At 67.5% G+C, this 22,266-nt stretch carries 25 protein-coding genes; 9 read left to right on the top strand and 16 right to left on the bottom strand.

The features are described from left to right. Nucleotides 1–11 precede the first annotated feature (11 nt). From ACZ6YI_RS16100 to ACZ6YI_RS16070, 7 genes are read right to left on the bottom strand one after another with little or no spacing between them, the layout of a single operon-like run. Complete coding sequence (locus ACZ6YI_RS16100; protein ID WP_465779544.1) at nt 12–125, bottom strand: NAD-dependent epimerase/dehydratase family protein; 114 nt, start codon at nt 123–125, stop codon at nt 12–14. Next, complete coding sequence (locus tag ACZ6YI_RS16095) at nt 122–955, bottom strand: alpha/beta fold hydrolase (RefSeq protein WP_465779543.1); 834 nt, start codon at nt 953–955, stop codon at nt 122–124. Before ACZ6YI_RS16095 ends, ACZ6YI_RS16100 begins: the two co-directional genes overlap by 4 nt. After that, the gene (locus ACZ6YI_RS16090; protein WP_465779542.1) at nt 952–1,728 is read right to left on the bottom strand and encodes a serine aminopeptidase domain-containing protein; all 777 of its coding nucleotides are present in this window, start codon (nt 1,726–1,728) and stop codon (nt 952–954) included. Before ACZ6YI_RS16090 ends, ACZ6YI_RS16095 begins: the two co-directional genes overlap by 4 nt. Before the next feature lie 2 nt (nt 1,729–1,730). Then, on the bottom strand, nt 1,731–3,101 hold the full coding sequence (locus ACZ6YI_RS16085) for an outer membrane beta-barrel protein (RefSeq protein ID WP_465779541.1): 1,371 nt from the start codon (nt 3,099–3,101) through the stop codon (nt 1,731–1,733). A 23-nt stretch (nt 3,102–3,124) separates the two neighbouring features. Further along, a complete protein-coding gene (locus ACZ6YI_RS16080; RefSeq protein ID WP_440329396.1) occupies nt 3,125–3,883 on the bottom strand; it encodes a P-loop NTPase family protein in 759 nt (252 codons plus the stop codon). A 12-nt stretch (nt 3,884–3,895) separates the two neighbouring features. After that, the gene (locus ACZ6YI_RS16075) at nt 3,896–5,428 is read right to left on the bottom strand and encodes an XrtA system polysaccharide chain length determinant (RefSeq protein WP_465779540.1); all 1,533 of its coding nucleotides are present in this window, start codon (nt 5,426–5,428) and stop codon (nt 3,896–3,898) included. A 40-nt stretch (nt 5,429–5,468) separates the two neighbouring features. Then, nucleotides 5,469–6,092: an XrtA/PEP-CTERM system exopolysaccharide export protein gene (locus ACZ6YI_RS16070; protein WP_440329400.1), complete on the bottom strand. Its 624-nt coding sequence runs from the start codon at nt 6,090–6,092 to the stop codon at nt 5,469–5,471. Nucleotides 6,093–6,256: 164 nt separating this feature from the next. On the opposite strand from ACZ6YI_RS16070, the gene ACZ6YI_RS16065 reads away from it, so the two are divergent. After that, nucleotides 6,257–6,961: a YdcF family protein gene (locus ACZ6YI_RS16065; protein WP_465779539.1), complete on the top strand. Its 705-nt coding sequence runs from the start codon at nt 6,257–6,259 to the stop codon at nt 6,959–6,961. Here ACZ6YI_RS16065 and ACZ6YI_RS16060 read toward each other — a convergent pair. Together ACZ6YI_RS16060 and ACZ6YI_RS16055 are read right to left on the bottom strand one after the other, a co-directional pair. Next, nucleotides 6,958–7,263 (bottom strand): antitoxin Xre/MbcA/ParS toxin-binding domain-containing protein, encoded by a 306-nt coding sequence (locus tag ACZ6YI_RS16060; RefSeq protein WP_440329404.1) that lies wholly within the window; start codon nt 7,261–7,263, stop codon nt 6,958–6,960. The genes ACZ6YI_RS16065 and ACZ6YI_RS16060 overlap by 4 nt on opposite strands. Before the next feature lie 93 nt (nt 7,264–7,356). Next, nucleotides 7,357–7,671, bottom strand: a complete 315-nt coding sequence (locus ACZ6YI_RS16055; RefSeq protein ID WP_440329405.1) for a hypothetical protein — start codon at nt 7,669–7,671, stop codon at nt 7,357–7,359. Nucleotides 7,672–7,772: 101 nt separating this feature from the next. Between ACZ6YI_RS16055 and ACZ6YI_RS16050 the strand changes: the two genes are divergently transcribed. Further along, the gene (locus ACZ6YI_RS16050) at nt 7,773–9,305 is read left to right on the top strand and encodes a cation:proton antiporter (RefSeq protein ID WP_465779538.1); all 1,533 of its coding nucleotides are present in this window, start codon (nt 7,773–7,775) and stop codon (nt 9,303–9,305) included. 46 nt (nt 9,306–9,351) lie between these two features. On the opposite strand, the gene ACZ6YI_RS16045 is transcribed toward ACZ6YI_RS16050, so the two are convergent. Continuing rightward, the gene (locus ACZ6YI_RS16045; RefSeq protein WP_465779537.1) at nt 9,352–9,786 is read right to left on the bottom strand and encodes a hypothetical protein; all 435 of its coding nucleotides are present in this window, start codon (nt 9,784–9,786) and stop codon (nt 9,352–9,354) included. Between the two features lie 112 nt (nt 9,787–9,898). On the opposite strand from ACZ6YI_RS16045, the gene ACZ6YI_RS16040 reads away from it, so the two are divergent. Beyond that, nucleotides 9,899–10,264 carry a peptidase C13 gene (locus tag ACZ6YI_RS16040; RefSeq protein WP_465779536.1) on the top strand — a complete coding sequence of 122 codons (366 nt, stop codon included), beginning with the start codon at nt 9,899–9,901 and terminating at the stop codon, nt 10,262–10,264. A 93-nt stretch (nt 10,265–10,357) separates the two neighbouring features. On the opposite strand, the gene ACZ6YI_RS16035 is transcribed toward ACZ6YI_RS16040, so the two are convergent. Then, on the bottom strand, nt 10,358–11,188 hold the full coding sequence (locus ACZ6YI_RS16035; protein WP_465779535.1) for an aldo/keto reductase: 831 nt from the start codon (nt 11,186–11,188) through the stop codon (nt 10,358–10,360). Between the two features lie 71 nt (nt 11,189–11,259). Then, entirely contained in the window at nt 11,260–12,516 is a 1,257-nt protein-coding gene (gene ispG / locus ACZ6YI_RS16030) for a flavodoxin-dependent (E)-4-hydroxy-3-methylbut-2-enyl-diphosphate synthase (RefSeq protein ID WP_465779534.1), read from the bottom strand. Nucleotides 12,517–12,598: 82 nt separating this feature from the next. On the opposite strand from ispG, the gene ACZ6YI_RS16025 reads away from it, so the two are divergent. Continuing rightward, nucleotides 12,599–14,062: a phospholipase D-like domain-containing protein gene (locus tag ACZ6YI_RS16025; RefSeq protein WP_465779533.1), complete on the top strand. Its 1,464-nt coding sequence runs from the start codon at nt 12,599–12,601 to the stop codon at nt 14,060–14,062. A gap of 79 nt (nt 14,063–14,141) precedes the next feature. Here the strand turns inward: ACZ6YI_RS16025 and ACZ6YI_RS16020 are convergent, their stop codons facing one another. The 3 genes from ACZ6YI_RS16020 to ACZ6YI_RS16010 are packed head-to-tail and all read right to left on the bottom strand — an operon-like array spanning nt 14,142 to nt 16,518. Further along, complete coding sequence (locus ACZ6YI_RS16020) at nt 14,142–14,435, bottom strand: DUF6587 family protein (protein ID WP_465779532.1); 294 nt, start codon at nt 14,433–14,435, stop codon at nt 14,142–14,144. Further along, entirely contained in the window at nt 14,432–16,276 is a 1,845-nt protein-coding gene (gene feoB, locus ACZ6YI_RS16015) for a ferrous iron transport protein B (RefSeq protein WP_465779531.1), read from the bottom strand. Before feoB ends, ACZ6YI_RS16020 begins: the two co-directional genes overlap by 4 nt. Then, complete coding sequence (locus tag ACZ6YI_RS16010; RefSeq protein WP_440329104.1) at nt 16,273–16,518, bottom strand: FeoA family protein; 246 nt, start codon at nt 16,516–16,518, stop codon at nt 16,273–16,275. Before ACZ6YI_RS16010 ends, feoB begins: the two co-directional genes overlap by 4 nt. A gap of 150 nt (nt 16,519–16,668) precedes the next feature. On the opposite strand from ACZ6YI_RS16010, the gene ACZ6YI_RS16005 reads away from it, so the two are divergent. Further along, a complete protein-coding gene (locus ACZ6YI_RS16005) occupies nt 16,669–17,454 on the top strand; it encodes an enoyl-CoA hydratase/isomerase family protein (protein WP_465779530.1) in 786 nt (261 codons plus the stop codon). Nucleotides 17,455–17,546: 92 nt separating this feature from the next. Beyond that, nucleotides 17,547–18,893: a D-alanyl-D-alanine carboxypeptidase/D-alanyl-D-alanine endopeptidase gene (dacB, locus tag ACZ6YI_RS16000; protein WP_465779529.1), complete on the top strand. Its 1,347-nt coding sequence runs from the start codon at nt 17,547–17,549 to the stop codon at nt 18,891–18,893. Nucleotides 18,894–18,987: 94 nt separating this feature from the next. Here dacB and ACZ6YI_RS15995 read toward each other — a convergent pair whose 3' ends face one another. Then, a complete protein-coding gene (locus tag ACZ6YI_RS15995) occupies nt 18,988–19,470 on the bottom strand; it encodes a glutathione peroxidase (protein ID WP_440329110.1) in 483 nt (160 codons plus the stop codon). A 97-nt stretch (nt 19,471–19,567) separates the two neighbouring features. Between ACZ6YI_RS15995 and ACZ6YI_RS15990 the strand changes: the two genes are divergently transcribed. From ACZ6YI_RS15990 to ACZ6YI_RS15980, 3 genes are all read left to right on the top strand, one after another. Next, a complete protein-coding gene (locus tag ACZ6YI_RS15990) occupies nt 19,568–20,572 on the top strand; it encodes a methionine ABC transporter ATP-binding protein (RefSeq protein ID WP_465779528.1) in 1,005 nt (334 codons plus the stop codon). Beyond that, on the top strand, nt 20,569–21,243 hold the full coding sequence (locus tag ACZ6YI_RS15985) for a methionine ABC transporter permease (RefSeq protein ID WP_440329114.1): 675 nt from the start codon (nt 20,569–20,571) through the stop codon (nt 21,241–21,243). The genes ACZ6YI_RS15990 and ACZ6YI_RS15985 overlap by 4 nt, the downstream gene beginning before the upstream one ends. Nucleotides 21,244–21,323: 80 nt before the next feature. After that, a complete protein-coding gene (locus ACZ6YI_RS15980; protein WP_465779527.1) occupies nt 21,324–22,133 on the top strand; it encodes a MetQ/NlpA family ABC transporter substrate-binding protein in 810 nt (269 codons plus the stop codon). Nucleotides 22,134–22,266: the final 133 nt, after the last annotated feature.

Raw genomic sequence — 22,266 nt, 5'->3', positions numbered from 1 at the left:
GAAGCCGGGGGTCATGCCACGGACGCGACGGGCGTGGTGGCGACGCGTTCGCCGCGCTCGACCAGCGGTTGCACCGTATGGCTGCCGATGTAACCGGCGCCGCCCGTGACCAGGACCGTGCTCATGCATGCCTCCCCGCCGTCGGCGGGAAGTTCCGCGCCAGCCAGCCGCCGATGCCGTCGACGAGCCGCGCGCGGTCGCCGGTAAGGATGTAGGTGTGATCGGTTTCCGCCCGGTAACTCGTCGTCACCCCCGGGTGGTCCATGACCTTGCCGAAGCACTCGCGGAACTGCCGCGCGTGGTTGAAGCAGTAGCTGATGCCGCCGGAGTACACGAGGTAGAGCTTCATGCCGCGGCCCACCATGCCGGTGAAATCCGCGATCACTTCCTCGCGCGGCGCGGGCGCCACCGAGAACACCGGCTCGGATGCCGGCTTCTCCGTCACGACACCACCCGAACGGCTGCGCAGGAAGCGCGCCCAACGCGCCGCGTCGAACATGCGTGGCAGGTAGTGGCGCAGCTTGTAACCCAGGGTCTGGTAGGCATACCCATCGAGGAAGACCGCGCCACTGACGCGTGGGTCGCTGGCGGCGACGGTATGCGCGTTCTGCGCGCCCGAACACAGGCCAACGAGGACGAAGCGTTCGCAGCCGGCACGTTCCGCCAGCAGCTTCATCGCGTCGTCCACATCCGCGCAGACTTGCTGCGTACGGGTGAGCCCGCCGCCGGCGGCGCCGCTATCCCCGAGCGTGGAGAGATCGAAGCGCAGCGTGGGATAGCCCGCCGCGTTGAGCTGGCGGGTGAGCTCCACGTGCAGGCGGAACGGGCCAATGCGGTGGACCAGGCCGGCGTTGAGCACGATCACCCCGGTCTCGCCCCGCGCGCCCTCGGGCACGCCAGCGATACCGACGAGGTGCCGGGCGCGGCCAAAACGGAACGCTTCCTCGCGCATCATGCGTTCTCCGTCAGTCGGCCAGTGACGGCCTGGATCAGGGGGTGCGAAAGAATCGCGGACTCGAGCCGGCGCAGGTCGCTCCACGGCGTCGGGGGGCTGATCGCCGCCACCGTGCCGCGCCGCGAGAGCAGGTGTTCCCAGCGCGGTGCAGCGCTGGCCGGCAGCGAATCGAGGACCAGGGTGGGCACGTTCGGCGGAGCGACGCGCAGGCCCTTGATCTGCGTGCGCAGGCCTTCGCCGATATCGAAGCCAAGCCACTGCTCGGCGACATCCGCATGCGTGCGCGGCTGGTTGAAGCGGTCGCCATCCTCGCGCAATGCATGCTGCAGCCCGTCCAGCGCGCTCACGTAGTCATCGCCATCCACCACGGGATCCCAGGCGATCACCTCGCCAAACCGCGCACGGTCTGCGGCGGCCAGCGCAATGCTGCCACCCAGCCGCGCACCGAAGGCGACAACCCGATCGACGCCGGCGCGTGAGCGGAGCTCGCCCGCTGCGGTCACGGCGTCGCCGATGCAGCGCTGCCAGTCCACGTCCGTGCTCTCCCCGGCGGAGTCACCCGTGCCGTGGTAATCGAAACGAAGCACGGCAAGGCCCTGCGCCGCGAGCGCCTGGGCCAGCTGGCGGTAAAGCCGGTGCGTGCGGATCAGCTCCTGGCCCAGCGGCGGGCACATCAGCACCGCGCGCCGCGGCGTCGAAGCCGGTGCGTGGTACATGCCGAACAACCCGCTATCGGCACCGAAGAAGAACGGCAGTTCGGGGTCGATACGCATGCTTACCTCCGGTACACCACGCCGATGAAGAACTGGGTTTCGCGATAGTCCTGGCCCACCGCATCGCTGGTGCGGCGCTCGCGGGCGACCGCGGCATGCCAGCTCCAGTGGCGGTTCCATTGCTGGCCGAGGTCGAGTCCGAGGCGCACCGTGTTATCGGTGCGGGAAAGCGTGTCGTACTTCAGCCGGTCGAACGTGCCGAAGCCGGTCAGCGTCAGGGTCGGGTTGATCCGGTAACCGACGCCCGCGCTCAGGCCCTTGCCGGTCTGGTTGAACGTGCTCTGGTTGATGTAATTGAGCTTGTTCCACGCGGGCGATACGGTGATGTTCAGGCGCTCGCTCTTCCAGGTCCACGTGGCCTCGAAGCGCTTTTCCTTGTACACATCGGAGCCGATCACCGCGCTGCCGACACCGATGCCGGAGAGGCTGCCGCTACCGAGCCCGCCGGTGTTGGCGAACGGATCGAGCGCCTGGGTGCGGTCAGCGTTGTCGGTTGCGCCCAGCCCGTAGACCGAGGGCGAGGTCATGAGATCCGTGGCCGCGTCGGCGTACTGGTACGTGCCCGCCACCGCCAGTGAGTTGCGCAGCGTCGGCTGCCAGCCGATCTGCAGGCGCAACAGCGGCGCGGAACGGTTGCGCCCCTCGTTGAAATCCAGTTTCGTCCCGCCCAGCATGATGTTCGCATCGAAATGCGCCAGCTGGCTCGTGTAGCGCAGGTACGCTTCCTCGCGCTTGTAGTTCGCACTGCTCGGCTGGTTGTCGAAATCGACCTTCTGGTACTCGAGGTTCCCTGAGATGGTGTCCGTCGGCGTGAGGTCGCGGAACAGGCGGAACGCCACCAGGCCACGGTTGGAATCGAACTCGTCCACCTTCGAGGCATAGCTGTTGATAAAGCGCAGCTCGAACTGCGCGCGCGTGGCATCGCCCAGGCGCATCCGCAGGGTCGGGCCAAGCGCCAGCACGTTCGTCTGCTGCTGGTTGTCCGGCGCATCGGACTGGAGCTGGTCCACGGGCTGGACGCCCGCGTAGTCCTCGACCGAGAAATCGAGGCGGTCCGGCATGACCGTCCAGTTGCCCTGCCCCACGATCTGGGTCTGGGTCTGAGAGTCGAAGTGGTTCTGCAGGTACTTGCGGTACTCGAACGCGCCGGCCACGTTGGCCTGGAACGTCGAGCCGGTCTGGTTGAACTGGAACGTGGCACCTGGCGTCAGCACGTTCTCGCTGATCGGGTTATCCGGGGAGAGCGCAATGTTGTTGCTGTGCTCAAGGCCGGCGTACAGCGTGTAATTGAGCGTGCCGGCCTGGCTGATCGCCGGTGCCGCGCACGCCAGGGCCAGCAACACCGCATGGGTGAGCCTCTTCACTGCCGGCATGTTCCCTCCCCTGGAGCCGAGGCTCACGGTGACTCGTTGAACACCACGCCCGCGAGCTTGGCGGGATCGAAATTGGCGACGGCCTGGTTGATGGCCGCTGACGTATCGCGGCCGTATCCGGCCACCAGCACGACGAAGTCGGCGAGGTCGGAAAGGATGCGGGCATCCGGCGCGCCCTTCACCGGCGGGCCATCGAGGAACAGGTAGCGATCCGGGTAACGGCAGCGCAGCGAATCCAGCACCGCGCGCATGCGGAACGACGAGAAATACTCGCTGCTGTTCTCGCGCGGCTTGCCGGCCGGGATCACGCGCATCCGCGGCACGCCCGTCGGGTACATGATCGAGGCGATGCCGCGCGACGGGTGCTCGAGGAAATCGACGAGGCCGCCGGTCGCCGGTTCCACGCCCAGCGCCTTGTGCTGGTTCGGGTAACGCAGGTTGCAGTCGATCAGCAGGCTGGTCTTCGACTCATCGAAGGCGAAAGCCGTGGCGAGGTTGCGCGAGATGAAGCTGCCACCCGAGCGTGGGCTCACCGAGCACACCAGGGTGATGAAGTTGCTGTCGCCACCCATCTCGAGAAGGCGGGTACGGATTCCGCGGAACGCATCGGACTGCTGGCGGACCGACTCCTCGCGGTGGATGAGGCGCTTGCGCTCGCAATCCACCGGGCTGAGTGCGCCGGCTTCGTCGCGCATGCGCGCGATCGAATGGTTCGGCGTGGCATGGGCTTCGTCGTGGGCGGTGGCGACCACGTCGCCAAGTTCGATGTTGTTAACGGCCATATCGAATGTCCTTTAGCCCTTCAGGCGAAGCCAGATCACGAGGAGGTACACCATGGCCACGCCCAGCACGATCATCCCCAGCATCATGTTGTGCAGGTGGCTGCGGCGGCGGTCACGCGGCGTCGGGTAGAACGGCACGGAGGCCAGCACCGCGAAGCCCGTGGCACGTTCGAGCTGGGCGACGGAGCGCACGCGCGGGTCGAAGCGCGCCACCATGAACAGCAGGCCGATGGGCACCGCGAAGGCGAGCGCCAGGCCGGCCAGGCCGAAGTGCATGAAGCGCAGGCCCGAGGGCACGAGCGGCATCACCGCCGGGTTCTGCACCAGGAAGGTCAGGCCGCGCTGCTCGGCGTCGAGGTTCATCGACACGCGCGCGTTCTCGCGGCGCTTCAGCAGGTCCTGGTACACATCGCGGTTCACGTTGTAGTCGCGGGTGAGTTCCGCCACGACGTTCTCGGAGTTGGCGATACGCTTGCTGCGCTCCAGTTCGGCCTGCAGCATCGATTCGCTCGCCCCGACGCGCGCCGCGCTTGCAGCGGCATCCGCGCGGGTCTGCGCCAGCTGGATCCGCATCTGCTGGTACACCGGGTTCATCGCGACGCTATGGTCGACCTGCACGCCCGAGCCCACGGCACGCGTGGCATCGGCCGAGGCCATCTGCCGGCGCACGTCCTCGATCTGGTGGCGCAGGCGGATGACGTCCGGATAGTCGTCGGTGTAGTTCAGCAGCAGCTTGTCCAGCTGCCCCTGAAGGTCGGCGAGCTGGCTCTGGTAGACGCCGCCGACCGTCTGCACCGAGTTCACCTCGGATTCGCCGCTCAGTTGCGAGTTAAGCGCGGACGCCTGCGACACCTTCTGCATGTAATCCATGCGGTTGGTCTCGATCTGCGTACGTAGCTGGCTGATCCGCGAATTGGTATCGGTTTCGCTGCCAGGGCGCGCATCGGCATTGGCGTCGCGATAAGCCTTCAGCTTGTCTTCCGCATCCGTGAGCTTGGTGCGGTAGGCCTCGACCTGGCTGTTGATGAACTCGTAGGCCTCGCGGCTTTCCTGCTGCTTCGACGCCAGGCTTTCGCTGATGAAGCGCTGGCCGAACGCGCGGGTCACCTCGAAGGCGCGCCGCGGGTCGGAATCGAAGTAGCTGATGGTGATCAGGTTGTCGCGGGTGTTGGTGATCTTCGTCCGCGCCTTGATGCCTTCGATCAGCTTGTCGCGCTCGATGGGTGTGGGGTTGGACGAGGCCCAGCCACCCGCCTTGAGCACGCTGTCGAGGACCGCCTGGCTGAAGATCACGTCGCGGGCGATACCCGCGCGGTTCTTCGTGCCGGTGGCGGAGGCCGCGCCTTCCATCAGTGGCGTGATGATGCTCGAATCCTGCGCCAGGATCGTCACCGACGCTTCGTACTTCTTGGGCCACAGCATGCCCACGACCAGGGCGACCAGCGCGATCGCCGCGAACACCATGCCCATGGTGAGGCGGCGCCTGCGTGCTTCACCCAGCAAGGCGGGCAGCATGCCCGCGAAAGGAACGACTTCCCCACTCATCGATTGATCCTCTTGCGCCCGGCCAGGGCCGGGCGGTCGGTCAGAAAGCGCGCTGCGGAACAGTGATCACGTCGCCCGGCTGCACCGGGTAGTTGTTGGCCAGGTCGCCCTGCTGAAGGATCTTCTGCAGCTGGATCGAATAGGCCTGCGAGGTGCCTTCGCCCGTGTGCCGGTAAAGCTCGGTGCGATCAGGCGCCGCGAACTCCGTGGTGCCGCCCGCGGCCAGTACGGCATCGAGCACGGTCATGCCCTGCCGGTACGGGATGGAGATGGGGCTGCGCACCGCGCCGGTGACGCGAACGCGCGAGAGGTATTCATGGCTGCGCAGCGCGGTGAGGATCACCGCGACCTGCGGATCGCGGATGTACTGCGCGAGCTTCTGCTGGATCTCCGCACCCACCTGGTCGGTGGTGCGGCCACCCGCGGGAATGTCACCGACCAGCGGCACGGTGATCTTGCCGTCCGGGCGTACCGGCACGCTGACGCTCAGGTCCGGGTTGTGCCAGACGGTGATCTGCAACTGGTCGTCCACGCCGATGAGGTAAGCCTCAACCACAGGATTGGTGGCATCCATCTTCGGTGGCGGGAGCGTGCTGCCGCCGGTGGCGCAGGCCGCCAGCTGGATGGCTGCGATGATGGTGGCGATGCGATTCCAACGCTTCATGATGACGACCCGTCCCCTGTGTGTTCACTCGGCCGGTATCGTCATTTCTACGGGGCCCCGCGTCCATTCCGACAGCCCGCCTATGCCGTTTGACCGACGGTGGAAACCTGCGGTTTGCGCGATGATGGCCCTCCCGCGAATCGTTCAATCCGGAGCGGTTGGCTTTGCTTGAAGACCTGATTTCGCGCCTGCTGCATCCCGCGGTACAGGCCTTGCTGCTCGGCCTGCTGGCCGGTGGCTGCGTCCTTGCGCGCAAGCCCCGCGCCGCGCTCGTCGCAGGCGCGTTCGCGGTCGCGTGGATCTGGGCAGCCTCGTCGCCTGCCGTGGCCCTGCGCCTTCGCGACGGCCTGGTGGGCACGCCTGCCCCCGGCACCCCACGCGACGCTATCGTCGTCCTGGGTGGTGGCACCCTGCCGGTCGGCACGTGGAACGAAACGCCCACGCGGGCGGGCGTCGGCCTGAGCCTGTGGCAGGAGGGCTACGCCCCGCTGATGCTGGTCTCCGGCAGGGACCAGGCCCGGGCACTCGCCCGCGGCTATAGCCGCGCCGGTGTGCCGTCAGCTGACCTGCGGGTCGAGGCCACGAGCGCGAATACCCACGAGAACGCGCGCAACACCGCGGCGCTGTTGCGGACCGACGGGCTCGGCAACATCCTGCTGGTGACGTCCCCCATCCACATGCGCCGCGCGTCGGCGGCGTTCCGCCACGAGGGCATCCACGTGGCGCCGGCGCCGTCCGACGACGATAACCACGCCTTGCTGAGCCGCTCCGCGGGCTGGCTGCCAAGGCGCGAGGCACTCACCCTCACCGCCCGTTGCCTGCGCGAATACGCGGCGCTGTGGGTCTACGCCCGGCGCGGCTGGATCTAGACCGCCGCCACCGGGCCGAACTGCTTGTAGACCACCTGGTCCCAGACGGCTTCCACGTCGCCATCCGCCAGCATGTCGCACGCGCTGCGGCCGGCGAAGGCGCGCTGTGGCATCACCAGCCAGCGCGCCGCGCGCTGGCGGTCACCGATGCAGCACAGCACGAGTTGGGCGAGCGGCGGGTGGCTGCTTTCCAGGGCATCGAGGGTCCGCCCGATGGCGGCTTCGCGCGCATCGTGCAGGCGGGTCAGTTCGCTCGAGAGGTCGGCGAACGTCGGGGACGGTCGGGGGCTTGGCTGTGGCATCGCGGGAATCTCCCGTCAGGCGCGTTGGGGAAAACCTAGTCCCCTGCGCCACTGCCGCGCTTGTATCGGCTTGATGCGTCTTCCCGCCGGTTGCTACGGATCGCCGGTTTCGATCTGCAGCGAGGTCTTGCCGTCGCGACGGATAAGGCCGGGGCCGAACTGGGTGACCTTCCCGTCCTTCAGCACAACGGTGTAGTCCTTATGGGAGAAGGAGAACCGGCCCGGGCGGCGGTCCAGCCAGCTCATGACCTCGTAGCCGACGATGCTCCGGTCGGAGTCGGGCGGCCCCAGGCGCTCGAGCACGTCGTCGCGTGAGGTGCCGACTTCCAGCCGCGAGACCTTGGCCGCCATACCCTGGCAACCGGCTAGCGCGACGGCAATGGCGGCCACGGCGATCAGACGTTTCATCGGCACCCCGGTGTCGAAAGGCATGCGCCGGATGGTAACCCACCGTCGCAAAACGATGCGAGCCGGGTAGCATGGGCGCAGGCGTGACCGGGGGAGGAGCCATGGCGCTATTTGAAAGCATGATCCTGCTGTCGCTGCTGGCGGTGGTCCTGCTGCGGCTGTCGCGGCGCCTGGCCCTGCCGTATCCCACGATCCTGGCGGCCGCCGGCACCGCCGTGGCGGCGTTGCCCTGGGCGCCGCACATCGCCATGGACCCCAAGCTGGCCCTGGTCCTGTTCATCGCCCCGGTGCTCCTCGATGCCGGCTTCGACATGCCGCCGCGCACCCTGCGCCGGTTCTGGCTGCCTACCGTGTCGCTGGCGGTCGTGGCGGTCATCTTCACCACGGCGGCCGTGGCCTGGCTCGGCGTCGCCTGGGCCGGCATGCCGCTGGCCGCCGCCATCGCCCTGGGCGCCATCGTCGCGCCGCCGGACGCGGGTGCCGCCACGGCCATGCTCTCCCGGCTGAACCTGCCGCGGCGCACCGTGCAGGTGCTCACGGCGGAAAGCCTGCTCAACGATGCCTCCGCGCTGCTGATCTTCGGCGTGGCCGTGCGCACGGCCATGGCCCCGGATGGCCTGGCCCGGACGCTGCCGATGCTGTTGCTCGCGGTGCCTGGCGGGATCCTGCTCGGCTGGGTGCTGGGCCGGCTGTTCGTCGTCCTGTCCCGTGAACTGCGCGGCACGCTCAGTGCCACCCTCTCGCAATTCGCGGGCGTGTTCGGCATCTGGATCATCGCCGAATCGCTGCACGTGTCGGCGATCCTGTGCGTCGTCTCCTTCGCCATGACGATCGCCCACGTGCTGCCGGGCGAAACGCCGCCACGCGATCGCGTGCACGCCTATTCGGTGTGGGCGGCCGTGGTCTTCATCTCCAACGTCATCGCCTTCCTGCTGGTCGGCCTGCAATCGCGCAGCATCGTGGCGCGGCTGCAAGGGCCGCAGCTCGAACACGCGCTGTGGTTCGCCGGCACCGCGCTACTCGTGTGCATCGTGGTGAGGTTCGCGTGGGTCATGCTCTACAACGTGCTGCTGCGCACGTTCCGCAAGAGCCAGCCCAATCCCACGCCGCAACAGGGCCTCGTGGTCGCATGGTGCGGCATGCGCGGGCTCGTCACCCTGGCTACCGCGCTCGGCCTGCCGGATAACTTCCCGCAACGCGACCTTATCGTGCTTACGGCGTTCGCAGTAACCGTAGGCACACTGGTGTTCCAGGGCACCACGCTGGCGTGGCTGGTGAAGTACCTCCGCTTCGATCGTGACGCCACGCTGCAGGCCGATGCATCGAAGGTACGGCTTGCCCTACTGGATGTCGCGGAAGCAACGCTCCAGGGCGAAACCGACGAAGCCGCGCAACGCACCCGCGAACACTATGCCGACGCGCGCCGCGAAGCCGAAGCCGGCCACGACCCGGTCACCGGCACGCGCATGTCGGAACTGAAGCGTAGGGGCCTGCAGGCCAAGCGCATACGCCTGCTGGAAATGCGCCATAAGGGCGAGATCGAGGACGACGTGTTCCACCTGCTCGAGAACGAGCTGGACTGGTCGGAGCTGGCGGTGACACGCCCCGACGACCGCGAGATCGTCGAAGGCTAAGCCACCCGGAGAGAGCTCTTGTGGGAGCGCGCTTGCGCGCGATGGCCTACCTCACCGTAGAAGGCACCGCAGGCGCCTGCCCCACCGGCTTCCCATGCGGATCCAGCGTATGCCCCTCCGCATCCGTATCGTGATGTGCCGCGTCCTTCACCTTCGGCGTCACACCCGTCGCCGGCTTCACCGGCGCAAGCCCACGCTCCGTTGCCCCGGCATCCGAGGCCGGCTGCACCGGCGCCGATGCGGGATTCGGTGAGGTGGGCGTCTGCGGCGGCACCATCGCCGGGTTCGCAGGAGCCTGCGGCGAAGTGGCAGGCTGGCTGGGCCGCGTCGGCGAGGTCTGCGTCGGCGACGACTGCGATGGCGCGGTGGAAGGCGAAGACGCCGATGGATGCGTCGGCATGGATGGCTGCGAAGGCGACGACGCCTGCGCAAACGCGGCGGGGGTGACGAAAAGGAGGGCAAGCATCAGGGAGTTACGCATGATGGTTCCACCAGGGTTTGCGCATGCACGCGACACCACGGACCCTACCGCCCCCGATGTGAATACCCCGCCTGCCTGCTAGGCTCAGGCCTTCCCATTCCGGAGACACCTGATGCTGCTCGCCCTGATCTTCGCATTCGCCGGTGCTGACGGCTTTGATGCGCGCGTGCAGGCCGCGAAAGCGCTGGAAGCGAAGCCCGATGGCAAGGCCTGGCAGGAGACGCTGTGGGACCGGATCGGGAATCCCGCGACGGATGCGCTGAAAGGCTGCATCGCTAGTAATGCGCCCGCGGACAAGCGCGCGTTCACGCTGGTCGCGAAGGTTGATGCGAAGGGGCAGACCAGCGATGTGGTGGTGCAGCCGGCGACGCCGGTGGCTACGTGCTTTGCAGGACAGTTCGCGACCTGGTCGCTGCCGGCACCGCCGAAGGCGCCTGCGCCGTATCCCATGGAGATTGATATCTCCATGACGAATTGACGATGTTCTTGTGGGAGCGCGCTTGCGCGCGATGGGGCCTGGCGCAAGCACCCATCGCGCGCAAGCGCGCTCCCACAACGGCGTTAGCCGGGCTCAGTTGAGCTCGTCGGGGTTCGGGCCCATGCGGTTGCCGGTGTCCAGCTTCGCGATCGCGGCCATGTCTTCCGGCGAGAGTTCGAAATCGAACACGTCGATGTTGGAACGGATGCGCTCGGGCGTGACCGACTTCGGGATCACCATGTGGCCCAGCTGCACGTGCCAGCGCAACACCACCTGTGCCGGCGACTTACCGTGCTTCTTGCCGAGCTGCACGAGCGTGTCGTTCTTCAGCAGTTCGCCGCCCTGCCCCAGCGGGCTCCAGGCTTCCGTGATCACGTTGTGCTTGCGGTTCGCGGCGACCACGTCGTTCTGCGCGAAATCCGGATGCACCTCGATCTGGTTCACCACCGGGGTGACGCCGGTCTCCTTGACGATCCGGTCGAGGTGCGCGGGCTGGAAGTTGCTGACACCGATGGAACGGACCCGGCCTTCCTCGCGCAGGCGGATGAACGCCTTCCACGTATCGACGTAACGATCGTGCTTCGGCGTCGGCCAGTGGATCAGGTACATGTCGAGGTAATCGGTGCCGAGCTTCTTCATGCTGGCGTCGAACGCACGCAGCGTCGAATCGAAGCCCTGCTCCGAATTCCACAGCTTGGTGGTGAGGAAGATATCGCCGCGCGCGACGCCGGCCTTCGCAAGCGCATCGCCGACGCCGGCTTCGTTCTTGTAGATCGCGGCGGTGTCGATCGAACGGTAACCGGCTTTCAGCGCTTCCTGGACGGCGCGCGAGGTTTCATCGTCGGGGATCTGGAAAACGCCGAAGCCGATCTGCGGCGCCTTGTGGCCGTCGTTGAGGCCGAGCAGCGGGACGGAATGTGCCATGCCTTGTCTCCTTGGGGAGGGGGAAACCACCTGCCATGGTGGCAGGTGGCCCCGCATGCAAGGCGTGACGGTCAGTCGTGGCGGACGGCGTAGTGCGATTCGACGTAGTTGTCGAGGATGGCCACGAACTCGTCGGCGATGTTGTCGCCGCGCAGCGTCATGGCCTTCTCGCCATCGATGAACACCGGCGCGGCCGGCGCCTCACCGTTGCCCGGCAGGGAGATGCCTATGTTGGCGTGCTTGGATTCGCCCGGGCCGTTGACGATGCAGCCCATCACGGCCAGCGTGAGGTTCTCCACGCCGTCGTACTTCACGCGCCACTCGGGCATCCGCTCGCGGACATGCCCCTGCACGGTCTTCGCCAGTTCCTGGAAGAACTCGCTGGTGGTGCGGCCGCAACCCGGGCACGCGGTGACCAGCGGCGTGAACGCGCGCAGGCCCATGGTCTGCAGCAATTCCTGGGCCACGATGACCTCGGCCGTACGCGACTGCCCCGGTTCCGGCGTGAGCGAAATGCGGATGGTGTCGCCGATGCCTTCCTGCAGCAGCACGGCGAGCGCAGCGCTGGATGCGGTGATGCCCTTGGAGCCCATGCCGGCTTCGGTCAGCCCCAGGTGCAGCGCGTAATCGCCGCGGCGGGCCAGGTCGCGATAGACCGCGATCAATTCCTGTACGCCGGAGACCTTGCAGGACAGGATGATCCGGTCTCGCGCGAGACCCAGGTCCTCCGCGCGGGCGGCGGAATCGAGTGCCGAGCGGATCAGCGCTTCGCGGGCGACGTGTCCGGCATCCCACGGGTCGGCGCGGCGGGCGTTCTCGTCCATCAGCGCGGCGACCATCGACTGGTCGAGCGAACCCCAGTTGGCGCCGATGCGCACGGGCTTGTCGTAGCGGATCGCCATCTCGATGATCGAGGCGAACTGCGCGTCCTTCTTCTTGCCGAAGCCGACATTGCCCGGGTTGATCCGGTACTTCGCCAGCGCCTCGGCACAGGCCGGCTCGCCTTCCAGCAGCTGGTGGCCGTTGTAATGGAAGTCGCCGATCAGCGGCACCGAGACGCCCATCATCTCCAGGCGCTCGCGGATACGCGGCACGGCGGCGGCTGCGGCCGGGGTATTCACCGTGATACGGACCATTTCCGAGCCGGCGCGGGCCAGCTCGGCGATCTGCTTCGCCGTGGATACCGGGTCCTCGGTATCCGTGTTGGTCATGGACTGCACCACGATGGGCGCGCCACCACCCACCTGTACCTTGTCGATAACGACACCGGTGCTGGGGCGGCGGGGTTCGGCTTCCGCGGGGCGCGGGCGGATCAGGTCGTCGGTCATAGCGGGCCATTTTAGCGCAAGCCCGTGACAGCCGCCCTAATGGTCACAAGGCATGCATCTGGCTTATCGATACACTCCGCCCATGAACCTCCACCGTCCCACCGCCTTTTCCACCCGCCAGTTCGCTGAACAGGCCCTCAGTCGCAGTGCCGGCGCGCCCCTGATCGGCGGTAATGCCGTCGACCTGCTGATCGATGCCCAGGCCCATTACGACGCCTGGCTCAAGGCCATCGCCGGGGCGAAGCGCCACGTTTTCCTCGAGAACTACATCATCCGCAACGACCGGATCGGCCAGGCCTTCCGCGATGCGCTGGTGGAACGCGCCCGCGCCGGGGTGTTCGTCGCGGTGATCGCCGACTGGGCGGGCTGCCTGGGCCAGTCACGCTCGAGCTTCTGGAACCCGCTGCGCCAGGCCGGCGGCGAGGTCCGCATCTACAACCCGCCGCGGTTCGGCAGCTCGTTCGGCTGGATCAGCCGCGATCACCGCAAGGTCCTGGTGGTGGATGGCGAGACCGGCTTCCTGTCCGGCGTGTGCATCAGCGAGAAGTGGCTCGGCGACCCGGCCCGTGACGTGCCGCCATGGCGCGACACCGGGGTGATGCTGCGCGGCCCCGCGGTGGCCGAGATCGAGCAGGCCTTTGCCGATAGCTGGCGCGATGCCGGGCCCGCCGGTTTGCCCGAAGATCCACGCGTGGCCCGGCATGAACCTGCCGCCGAGGCGGGCGAGGTGAATCTCCGGCTGATCGCGACCCAGCCCAGCACGGCGGGCATGTACCGCCTGGACCAGATGGTCGCGGCCATGGCCACGAAGACGCTGTGGCTGACGGATGCCTATTTCGTGGGCGTCGCACCGTATGTGCAGGCGCTCTCCGCCGCCGCGCGCGATGGCGTCGACGTCCGCCTGCTGGTGCCCGGCAGCAGCGACATCCCGATGGTGGCGGGCATGTCGCGCTCCGGATACCGGCCGCTGCTGAAGGCCGGCATCCGCGTCTTTGAATGGAACGGTTCGATGCTGCATGCGAAGACCGCGGTGGCAGATGGCCGCTGGGCGCGCGTGGGCTCGTCGAACCTCAACATCGCCAGCTGGCTGAGCAATCGCGAGATCGATGTGGCGATCGAGGATGCCGGCTTCGCGGCGAAGCTGGCCGCCCAATACGAAGCCGATCTGGAGAACGCCACGGAGATCCTGTTGCGCGGCTCCCGCCGACGCACGGGCAACGAGCGCCTGCGTAGCCGCTCCCCGCGACCGCCGCGACCGCGGCATGGCGGCGGCAGCTCGAGCCGCGCGGCAGCCGGTGCGCTGCGTATCGCGAACACCGTGGGTGCGGCGATCACCCACCACCGCGTGCTGGGCGATACGGAATCCGGACCCGTCCTCGCCGGCGCGCTGACGGCCATCGTGCTGACGATCGTCGCGGTGCTCTGGCCCGCGGTGATCGCGTGGCCGCTCGCGCTCATTGGCGCGTGGTTCGCTGTGAACCTGACGATCAACTGGTTCGCCCTGCGCAAGCAGCGCAGGCGGCAGGTGGATGAGCCGGGGCCTTGAGGGAAAGCATCGCGCGCAAGCGCGCTCCCACGAGGAGCGGGGCGCGTGGCTTTTGTGGGAGCGCGCTTGCGCGCGATGCCTACTGCCGCGACTTGAAGGTCAGCGGCTGCGCATCATTGCGCGCCGCGGGCGCCGGCCCGCAGCTGTTGCACGAGCCGCACCCGTCACCGCAGCTGCCCGATGCGCTCGCCGGCTGCACCTTCCTGCCGATCGCACGCAGCACGCCGGCGCGGCCTTCATGGTTCAGGCTGGCCGACACACCCGCCATCACCCGCGTGGAGGTCTTCGGCAGGAGCTTGCGGAACGCCACGTAAGCGCTCGCCAGCACCACGATGCCGATGACCAGCGTTTCAAAGACCTGGAAGCCGCTCACGAGAGCGCCCTCGCGATCTGGTACGTAGCGAACGAGGCCAGATAAGCCAGGCCGAACAGGTAGCCCGCGGCGATCGCCACGTTGCGCCAGGAATTGGTTTCGCGGCGGATCACCGCCAGCGTCGACATGCACTGCGGGGCGAACACGTACCACGCCAGCAGCGACAGCGCCGTGGCCAGCGACCACGAATGTGCGATGACCGGCCCCAGCTGCGTGGCGACGGTGTCGTCGCTACCCGACATGGCATACACGGTACCCAGCGCGGCCACCGCAACCTCGCGGGCGGCGAGGCCCGGGACCAGCGCGATGCAGATCTGCCAGTTGAAGCCGATCGGCGCGAAGATGTACTGCAGGCCGCGGCCGAGCATGCCCGCCAGGCTGTAATCGATCGCCGGCTGGGTCGCGCCATCCGGCGGCCCCGGGAAGCTGGAGAGGAACCACAGCAGCACGGTGAGCGCGGTGATGATGCCGCCGACGCGCTTCAGGAAGATCAGCGCACGCTCCCACAGGCCGAGCGCGACGTCGCGCACGTTCGGCAGGCGGTACGACGGCAGCTCCATGATCAGCGCATGCTCGCTGCGATCCTTGCGGAAGCGCTTCATCACGAACGCCACGCCCAGCGCGCTGAAGATGCCCGCGAAATACAGCACGAACAGCACGATGCCCTGCAGGTTGAAGATGCCGACGGCGCGATCCGGGATGAACGCGGCGATCAGCAGCGTGTAGACCGGCAGGCGGGCCGAACACGTCATCAGCGGCGCCACCAGGATCGTCGTCAGGCGATCGCGCGGGTCGTTGATGCTGCGCGTGGCCATGATCCCGGGGATCGCGCAGGCGAAGCTCGACAGCAGCGGGATGAACGCGCGGCCGGTCAGGCCCACCTTGAACATCATGCGATCCAGCAGGAAGGCCGCGCGCGGCAGGTAGCCGGATTCCTCGAGGATCAGGATGAACAGGAAGAGGATGAGGATCTGCGGCAGGAACACGAGGACCGCGCCGAGGCCCGCGAACACGCCATCGTTGAGCAGGCTGTGCAGCGCGCTGTCGGCCGGGAGGAAACCGGTGACGTACTGGCCGAGCGCGGCGATGCCGCCCTCGATGGCATCCATCACCGGCTGTGCCCAGGAGAACACCGCCTGGAAGATGAGGAACATGAGCACGGCAAGGATGCCCAGGCCGAACACCGGGTGCAGCGCCCAGCGATCGATCGCGTCATCGATGGCGACGGTGTCGCGCGACGTCGTCACCGTCTCCGCGAGGATCGAGCGCACTTCGGCGTGCAGCTCATCGACGCTGGCATGGTCGATCGCCGCCGGGACCACGTCGGGCACGGCCGCATCCAGCCGCTCGACCAGCGCCTTCGCGCCGCCACGCTGGACCGCGATGGTCTCCACCACGGGTACGCCAAGCCGCTGCGAGAGCTTCGCCACGTCGATCACGAGACCACGCCGGCGCGCGGCATCCATCATGTTCAGCGCGAGCACCACCGGGCGGCCAAGGCGGCGCACTTCGAGCACGAAGCGCAGGTGCAGGCGCAGGTTGGTGGCGTCGGCGACGCACACGATCAGGTCAGGCGCGGCCTCACCGGGGTAACGGCCCTGGCAGACATCGCGGGTGATCGCTTCATCCGGGCTCGTGGCATCGAAGCTGTACGCGCCCGGCAGGTCTAGGATCTGCAACGTGCGGCCGGACGGCGCGGTGAACCGGCCCTCCTTGCGCTCCACGGTGACACCGGCGTAGTTGGCCACCTTCTGGCGGCCGCCGGTCAGCTGGTTGAACAGCGCGGTCTTGCCGCAGTTCGGATTGCCCACCAGGGCAATGCGCATCGTCGAGGCACTCATGCCGCACCTTCCACGTTCACTTCCACGCGCGCCGCTTCCGTCTTGCGCAACGCGAAGCGCGTCGAACCGATCTGGACCAGCAAGGGATCGCCGCCGAGCGGGCCCCGGGCCACCAACCGCACCGGCTCACCCGCGACAAAGCCCAGGTCGCGCAGGCGCTGCGCGATGGGGTCGGCGGGATGGGCATCGGTAACGGACTGGACCACGGCTTGGGCACCTTTCGGCGCGTCGGACAGGCGCACTGGGGAATATCTCAAATAAGAACTGTTCGCATTGTACGCCTTTTACCTGACCGCCTGCATCTCATGCAGGGGTTAGACGGACCAGGGTTTTGGCACCACACCTACAGACCGGCCGTTTATGATTCTCATGACACCTTTCGGAGATCCTTCATGCCGGCTGTTGAACTGACCCGCCGCGGCACCGTCGCCTGGCTGCTGATGAACCGCCCGGAGGTGCACAACGCCTTCGATGACGCCCTGATCGCCGAACTGACGGCTGCGATCGACGCAGTGGACGCCGACCCGGAGGTGCGCGCGGTGGTGCTGACCGGTACGGGCGCAAGTTTTTCCGCCGGCGCCGACCTGAACTGGATGCGCGGCATGGCTTCGGCGTCGGAAGCCGACAACCGCGCGGATTCCGAGCGCCTGGCCCGGCTGATGCGCCGGCTGCAGTTCCTGTCCAAGCCGACCATTGCCCGGGTGAACGGCGCGGCGTTCGGCGGCGGCGTGGGTCTCGTGGCCTGCTGCGATATCGCCATCGCAGCGGAAGGCGCCAAGTTCGCGCTCTCAGAGGTGAAGCTCGGCCTGGTGCCGGCGGTGATCTCCCCGTATGTGATCGCCGCGATCGGCCTGCGCCAGGCGCGCCGCCTGTTCATTACCGGCGAGATCTTTGGCGCCGCCGCCGCGCATGCCATGGGCCTTGTCCACGAAACCGCACCGATGGAAGAGCTCGACACCGCGGTCGAGCGCGTGCTCGGCCTGCTGGCCAAGGGCGGCCCCGTGGCCCAGCGCGAGGCAAAGCAGCTGGCACTCGGCATGGGCGGCATGACCGAAGCCGCCATGGAAAAGACCGACACGGCGAACGCCGCCCTGATCGCCCGCCTCCGCGTCTCCGCCGAAGGCCAGGACGGGCTCTCGGCCTTCCTCGACAAGGCCCAGCCCTCGTGGCTGCAATAACGCCCCACGCCTGTGGGAGCGCGCTTGCGCGCGATGGAGAGGGTTCAGCACACCCCATCGCGCGCAAGCGCGCTCCCACCACAGTAGCGCTGTTGTTTTTGCTGTTCAGCGGCACGCTGGCGGCCGAAACGCTCACCCAGCGCATCGATGCACACATTGCCGCGCCGCGCTTCGCCGCCGCCTCATGGGGCATCAGCGTCGTATCGCTGGACGATGGCCACGGCATCTACGGCCACGACGACGGCGAGCTCATGCTCCCCGCCTCCACGGCCAAGCTCTACACCGCCGCCTTCGCACTCGACCGCCTCGGCCCGGATTACCGCACGCACACTGATGTGCTCGCCGCGGGCGAGATCCGGCGCGGCCGGTTACGTGGTGAACTGGTTCTGCGCGGGCGTGGCGATCCCACGCTGAGCGGCGACGGCTGGGCCGACCAGTTGGCGCAGCAGGTCGCCGCCGCCGGCATCACCCGTGTCGACGGCGGCGTGGTCGGCGATGACACGGCCTTCCCCGGCCCGCCGATCGGCAGCGGGTGGGAGGCCTCCGATCTGCAGGAGTACTACGGCGCGACCGCCAGCGGCCTCACCGTCGACGAAAACACCATGGTCGCCACCGTGCGCGGCGACGCCGTCACGCTGACGCCCGTCGATGCGGCAACGACGCTGGCCGAACAGCCCTCGGATACCCCGGAGCTCTACCGGGCACCCGGCACCGCGACGTTGCATGTGCTCGGCGCGCAGCCGCGCAAGAGCCGGCTCTCACTGCCCGACCCGGCGCTTACCGCGGCGCGCCGGCTCACCGCCGCGCTTGAGAGGCACGGCATCACGGTGAAGAAGGAGGCACGCAGCGTGCATTGGCCGATCCCGGCGCCGCAGGGCACCCAGCTGGCGACGCTTCCTTCGCCCACGCTCGGCGAGATCCTTGCTGCCGGCCTGAAGCGCTCGCAGAACATGTACCTGCAAAGCGTGTTCCTGCTTGCGGGCGCCGAAGCACCCGACCAGGCCGCGCCACGCACCGAGGACCGTGCCGCCGCCGCGCTCGCCGCGTGGCTCGCCAGCCGCGGCATCGGCCCGTCGGCCACCTCGCTCGAGGAAGGCACCGGTCTTTCGCGGCACGACCTCACGACGGCGGGTTCGCTGACGCACCTGCTACTGACAAGCGATACACCGGCCTTCCGGGCGTTGCTCCCGGTCGCAGGTGTCGACGGCACGCTGGCCCGCCGCCTGAAAGGCACCGCCGCCGAAGGCAACGTGCAGGCGAAAACCGGCAGCATGAGCTACGTCAACGCGCTCGCCGGTTACGTCACGACGAAGTCGGGCCAGCGCCTCGCCTTCGCCGTCATCCTCAACAACTACAAGCCCACCCAGGGTGCCGCGCCGGTGTCATCCGAAGTGGACGCGATCGCCGTGATGCTCGCGGAAACCCAGGATCACCTCTGAAGGCGGCTTCTTGTGGGAGCGAGCTTGCGAGCGATGCTCTGCCGCGAACCCTCGCTCGCAAGCTCACTCCCACAGGCCATAGGGTGGACAGGTATCAACCGAGGACGGCTGGCAGGTCCTTGCCGATCTTCTCGGGGGTATCGGTCGGGGCGTAGCGCTCCACCACTTCGCCATCGCGGTTCACCAGGAACTTGGTGAAGTTCCACTTGATGCCTTCGGTGCCGAGGAAGCCCTTCTTTGTCGACTTCAGCCACTTGTACAGCGGGTGGGCCTTGTCGCCGTTCACGTCGATCTTGGAGAACATCGGGAACGAGACGTCGTAGGTGAGCGAGCAGAAATCACGGATCTCGGCTTCGTCACCCGGCTCCTGGTGACCGAACTGGTCACACGGGAAACCGAGCACGTCGAAGCCCTGGGCGCCGTACTGCTTCTGCAGTTCTTCCAGGCCCTTGTACTGCGGCGTGAAGCCGCACTTCGAGGCGACATTAACCACCAGCACGACCTTACCCTTCCACTCGGCAAGCGAACGCTCGTTGCCATCGATATCGCGGGCGGAGAAATCGTAGATGCCGGTCATGGTGCTCCTTCGTAGGCGGGTGGAAAGCGCACAGTCTACGCCGCCCGGGGCCTTCGGCTACCATGGGCGCCTTCCCCGCCCAGGCCCACCCCTGCCCGTGATCCGATTCGAAGCCGCGTCCAAGTCGTACCAGGTCAACGGAACGCTGGTCCCTGCCCTGCAGCCCGTGGACCTCGCCATCCAGCAGGGCGAGGTGTTCGGCATCATCGGCCATTCCGGTGCGGGCAAGTCGACCCTGTTGCGGATGATCAACCTGCTCGAGCGGCCCACCGCCGGCAAGGTGCTGGTCGACGGCCGGGACGTGACCCATGCCGAGGGGGCCGAGCTGCGCCGCCTCCGCGCCGGGATCGGCATGATCTTCCAGCACTTCAACCTGTTGAGCTCGCGCACCGTGGCCGATAACGTCGCCTTCCCGTTGCGCCTGCAGGGCGGCACGGCCGAGGCGGATATCGCGGCCCGCGTGGCGGAGTTGCTCGCGCTGGTCGGGCTCGAGGCCCATGCGAACAAATACCCGGCCCAGCTTTCCGGCGGCCAGAAGCAGCGCGTCGGCATCGCTCGCGCGCTCGCCAGCAAGCCGTCGATCCTGCTGTGCGACGAGGCCACCAGTGCACTGGATCCGCAGACCACCGCTTCCGTGCTCGAGCTGCTGGCCGACATCAACCGCCGGCTCGGCCTGACCATCGTGCTGATCACCCACGAGATGGATGTGATCCGCCGCGTGTGTGACCGCGTCGCGGTGCTCGATGCGGGGCACGTCGTCGAACTGGGGACCGTGGCCGACGTCTTCCTGCATCCGCAGCATCCCACCACGCGCCGTTTCGTTGCCGAGGCCGACCACCGCGAAGGGCGCGGCCCGGAATACGCCGGCGTGCCTGGCAAGCTGTTCCGCCTTTCGTTCCGTGGCGATACGACGTATTCGCCGCTGCTGTCGCGCGTGGTGCGCGACACGGGCGTGGAATACAACCTCCTCTCCGGCCGCGTGGACCGAATCAAGGATGAACCCTACGGCCAGCTCACCCTGGCCATGCACGGCGACCGCCTGGACGATGCGCTCGCGCAGCTCCGCACCGCCGGTGTCGATATCGAAGAGGTGACCCGGTGAGCCCGCTGCAGACGTTGTTCCCGAATATCGACTGGGCCGAGATCCTCCAGGCCTGCTTCGATACGCTGTTGATGCTGGCCGGCTCGCTGCTGTTCACGCTGGCGATCGGCCTTCCGCTGGGCGTGTGGCTGTTCCTCACCGCGCGCGGGCAGCTTCACGCGAAGCCGAAGCTCTACGGCGTGCTGTCGCTGGTGGTGAACGTGCTCCGCTCCATCCCCTTCATCATCCTGATGATCCTGCTGATCCCGGTGACCAAGGCCGTTACCGGCGTGAGCATCGGTATCCGCGGTGCGATCGTACCGCTGGTCATCGGCGCGGCGCCGTTCTTCGCCCGCCTGGTGGAAACCGCCCTGCGCGAAGTGGATCGTGGCGTGATCGAAGCCAGCCAGGCCATGGGCGCCACCACAAAGCAGATCGTGATGCGCGTGCTGCTGCCGGAGGCGCGCCCCGGCCTCGTCGCCGCGACCACCGTGACCGCCGTTGCGCTGGTCGGTTACACCGCCATGGGCGGTATCGTCGGTGCGGGCGGCCTGGGTGCGCTCGCCTACCAGTACGGCTATAACGGCTACAAACCGGACTACATGCTGGTCACGGTGGCCTTGCTCGTGGTGCTCGTACAGGTGCTGCAGATGCTCGGCGACTGGCTCGTGGCGCGGTACAGCCGTAAATAAGGCCGGGTTGGCGGGTTTTTGCATCTGGCGGTATGGACGTCTATGCTGTCGCACCGCAACATGCCTGCCTGGACGCCCCCATGAAGAAGTTCCTGCTCCCCCTGGCCGCCACCCTTGCCGTCCTCATGGCTGGCTGTTCTGGCGGCGCCGCGGGTGGCGCGGCGGACGCCGGCAAGCCGCTCACCGTGGCCGCGACCCCGGTTCCGCACGCGGAAATCCTCAAGGAAATCAAGCCGCTTCTGGCCAAGCAGGGCGTGGACATCGAGATCAAGGTGTTCACCGACTACGTTCAGCCGAACATGCAGGTAGCCCAGAAGCAGCTGGACGTGAACTTCTTCCAGACCGAGCCCTACCTCGACGCGTTCAACCGCGAGCGCGGCACGAACCTGGTCAAGGTCGTCGGCGTGCACATCGAGCCGTTCGGCGCCTACTCGCGCAAGTACAAGACGATCGACGAAGTGCCGGATGGCGCCAACGTCGTGATCCCGAACGACCCGAGCAACAACAGCCGCGCCCTGCTCCTGCTGGCCAAGCACAACCTGATCACCCTGAAGAACCCGGGTGACAAGCTGGCGACGCTGAAGGACGTGGACCAGAACCCGAAGCACCTGAAGTTCCGCGAGCTGGAGGCCGCCATGCTGCCGCGCGTGCTCGACGAGGTGGACCTTGCCCTGATCAACACCAACTACGCCCTCGCCGCTGGCCTCAACCCGGTGAAGGACGCGCTGCTGATCGAAGACAAGGATTCGCCGTACGTGAACTTCCTGGTCTCGCGTCCGGACAACAAGGATGACCCGCGCGTGCAGAAGCTCGCCGCCGCGCTCACCTCGCCCGAGGTGAAGGCGTTCATCGAGAAGACCTACAACGGCGCGGTGCTGCCGGCGTTCTGATCGCCGCTGGCCTGATTGAACTTGTGGGAGCGCGCTTGTGAGGTGACCCCCAAAAGTTGGACAGCGGGGTCAGGCGGCTAGGGCCTGGGTCCGGTATTCAACCGGACTCAGGCCATTAAGCCTGAGCTTGATG

The organism is Luteibacter sp. NPDC104163 (assembly GCF_055584245.1).
Note: the sequence above shows the minus strand (reverse complement) of the source record. Positions and strands in the feature narration are given on the sequence as shown.

Excerpts from the sequence above, each read along its gene's own strand:
- ACZ6YI_RS16100 (WP_465779544.1), bottom strand. The coding sequence starts at position 125 with ATGAGCACGGTCCTGGTCACGGGCGGCGCCGGTTACATCGGCAGCCAT.
- ACZ6YI_RS16095 (WP_465779543.1), bottom strand. The coding sequence starts at position 955 with ATGATGCGCGAGGAAGCGTTCCGTTTTGGCCGCGCCCGGCACCTCGTC.
- ACZ6YI_RS16090 (WP_465779542.1), bottom strand. The coding sequence starts at position 1,728 with ATGCGTATCGACCCCGAACTGCCGTTCTTCTTCGGTGCCGATAGCGGG.
- ACZ6YI_RS16085 (WP_465779541.1), bottom strand. The coding sequence starts at position 3,101 with ATGCCGGCAGTGAAGAGGCTCACCCATGCGGTGTTGCTGGCCCTGGCG.
- ACZ6YI_RS16080 (WP_440329396.1), bottom strand. The coding sequence starts at position 3,883 with ATGGCCGTTAACAACATCGAACTTGGCGACGTGGTCGCCACCGCCCAC.
- ACZ6YI_RS16075 (WP_465779540.1), bottom strand. The coding sequence starts at position 5,428 with ATGAGTGGGGAAGTCGTTCCTTTCGCGGGCATGCTGCCCGCCTTGCTG.
- ACZ6YI_RS16070 (WP_440329400.1), bottom strand. The coding sequence starts at position 6,092 with ATGAAGCGTTGGAATCGCATCGCCACCATCATCGCAGCCATCCAGCTG.
- ACZ6YI_RS16060 (WP_440329404.1), bottom strand. The coding sequence starts at position 7,263 with ATGCCACAGCCAAGCCCCCGACCGTCCCCGACGTTCGCCGACCTCTCG.
- ACZ6YI_RS16055 (WP_440329405.1), bottom strand. The coding sequence starts at position 7,671 with ATGAAACGTCTGATCGCCGTGGCCGCCATTGCCGTCGCGCTAGCCGGT.
- ACZ6YI_RS16050 (WP_465779538.1), top strand. The coding sequence starts at position 7,773 with ATGGCGCTATTTGAAAGCATGATCCTGCTGTCGCTGCTGGCGGTGGTC.
- ACZ6YI_RS16045 (WP_465779537.1), bottom strand. The coding sequence starts at position 9,786 with ATGCGTAACTCCCTGATGCTTGCCCTCCTTTTCGTCACCCCCGCCGCG.
- ACZ6YI_RS16040 (WP_465779536.1), top strand. The coding sequence starts at position 9,899 with ATGCTGCTCGCCCTGATCTTCGCATTCGCCGGTGCTGACGGCTTTGAT.
- ACZ6YI_RS16035 (WP_465779535.1), bottom strand. The coding sequence starts at position 11,188 with ATGGCACATTCCGTCCCGCTGCTCGGCCTCAACGACGGCCACAAGGCG.
- ispG (WP_465779534.1), bottom strand. The coding sequence starts at position 12,516 with ATGACCGACGACCTGATCCGCCCGCGCCCCGCGGAAGCCGAACCCCGC.
- ACZ6YI_RS16025 (WP_465779533.1), top strand. The coding sequence starts at position 12,599 with ATGAACCTCCACCGTCCCACCGCCTTTTCCACCCGCCAGTTCGCTGAA.
- feoB (WP_465779531.1), bottom strand. The coding sequence starts at position 16,276 with ATGAGTGCCTCGACGATGCGCATTGCCCTGGTGGGCAATCCGAACTGC.
- ACZ6YI_RS16005 (WP_465779530.1), top strand. The coding sequence starts at position 16,669 with ATGCCGGCTGTTGAACTGACCCGCCGCGGCACCGTCGCCTGGCTGCTG.
- ACZ6YI_RS15995 (WP_440329110.1), bottom strand. The coding sequence starts at position 19,470 with ATGACCGGCATCTACGATTTCTCCGCCCGCGATATCGATGGCAACGAG.
- ACZ6YI_RS15980 (WP_465779527.1), top strand. The coding sequence starts at position 21,324 with ATGAAGAAGTTCCTGCTCCCCCTGGCCGCCACCCTTGCCGTCCTCATG.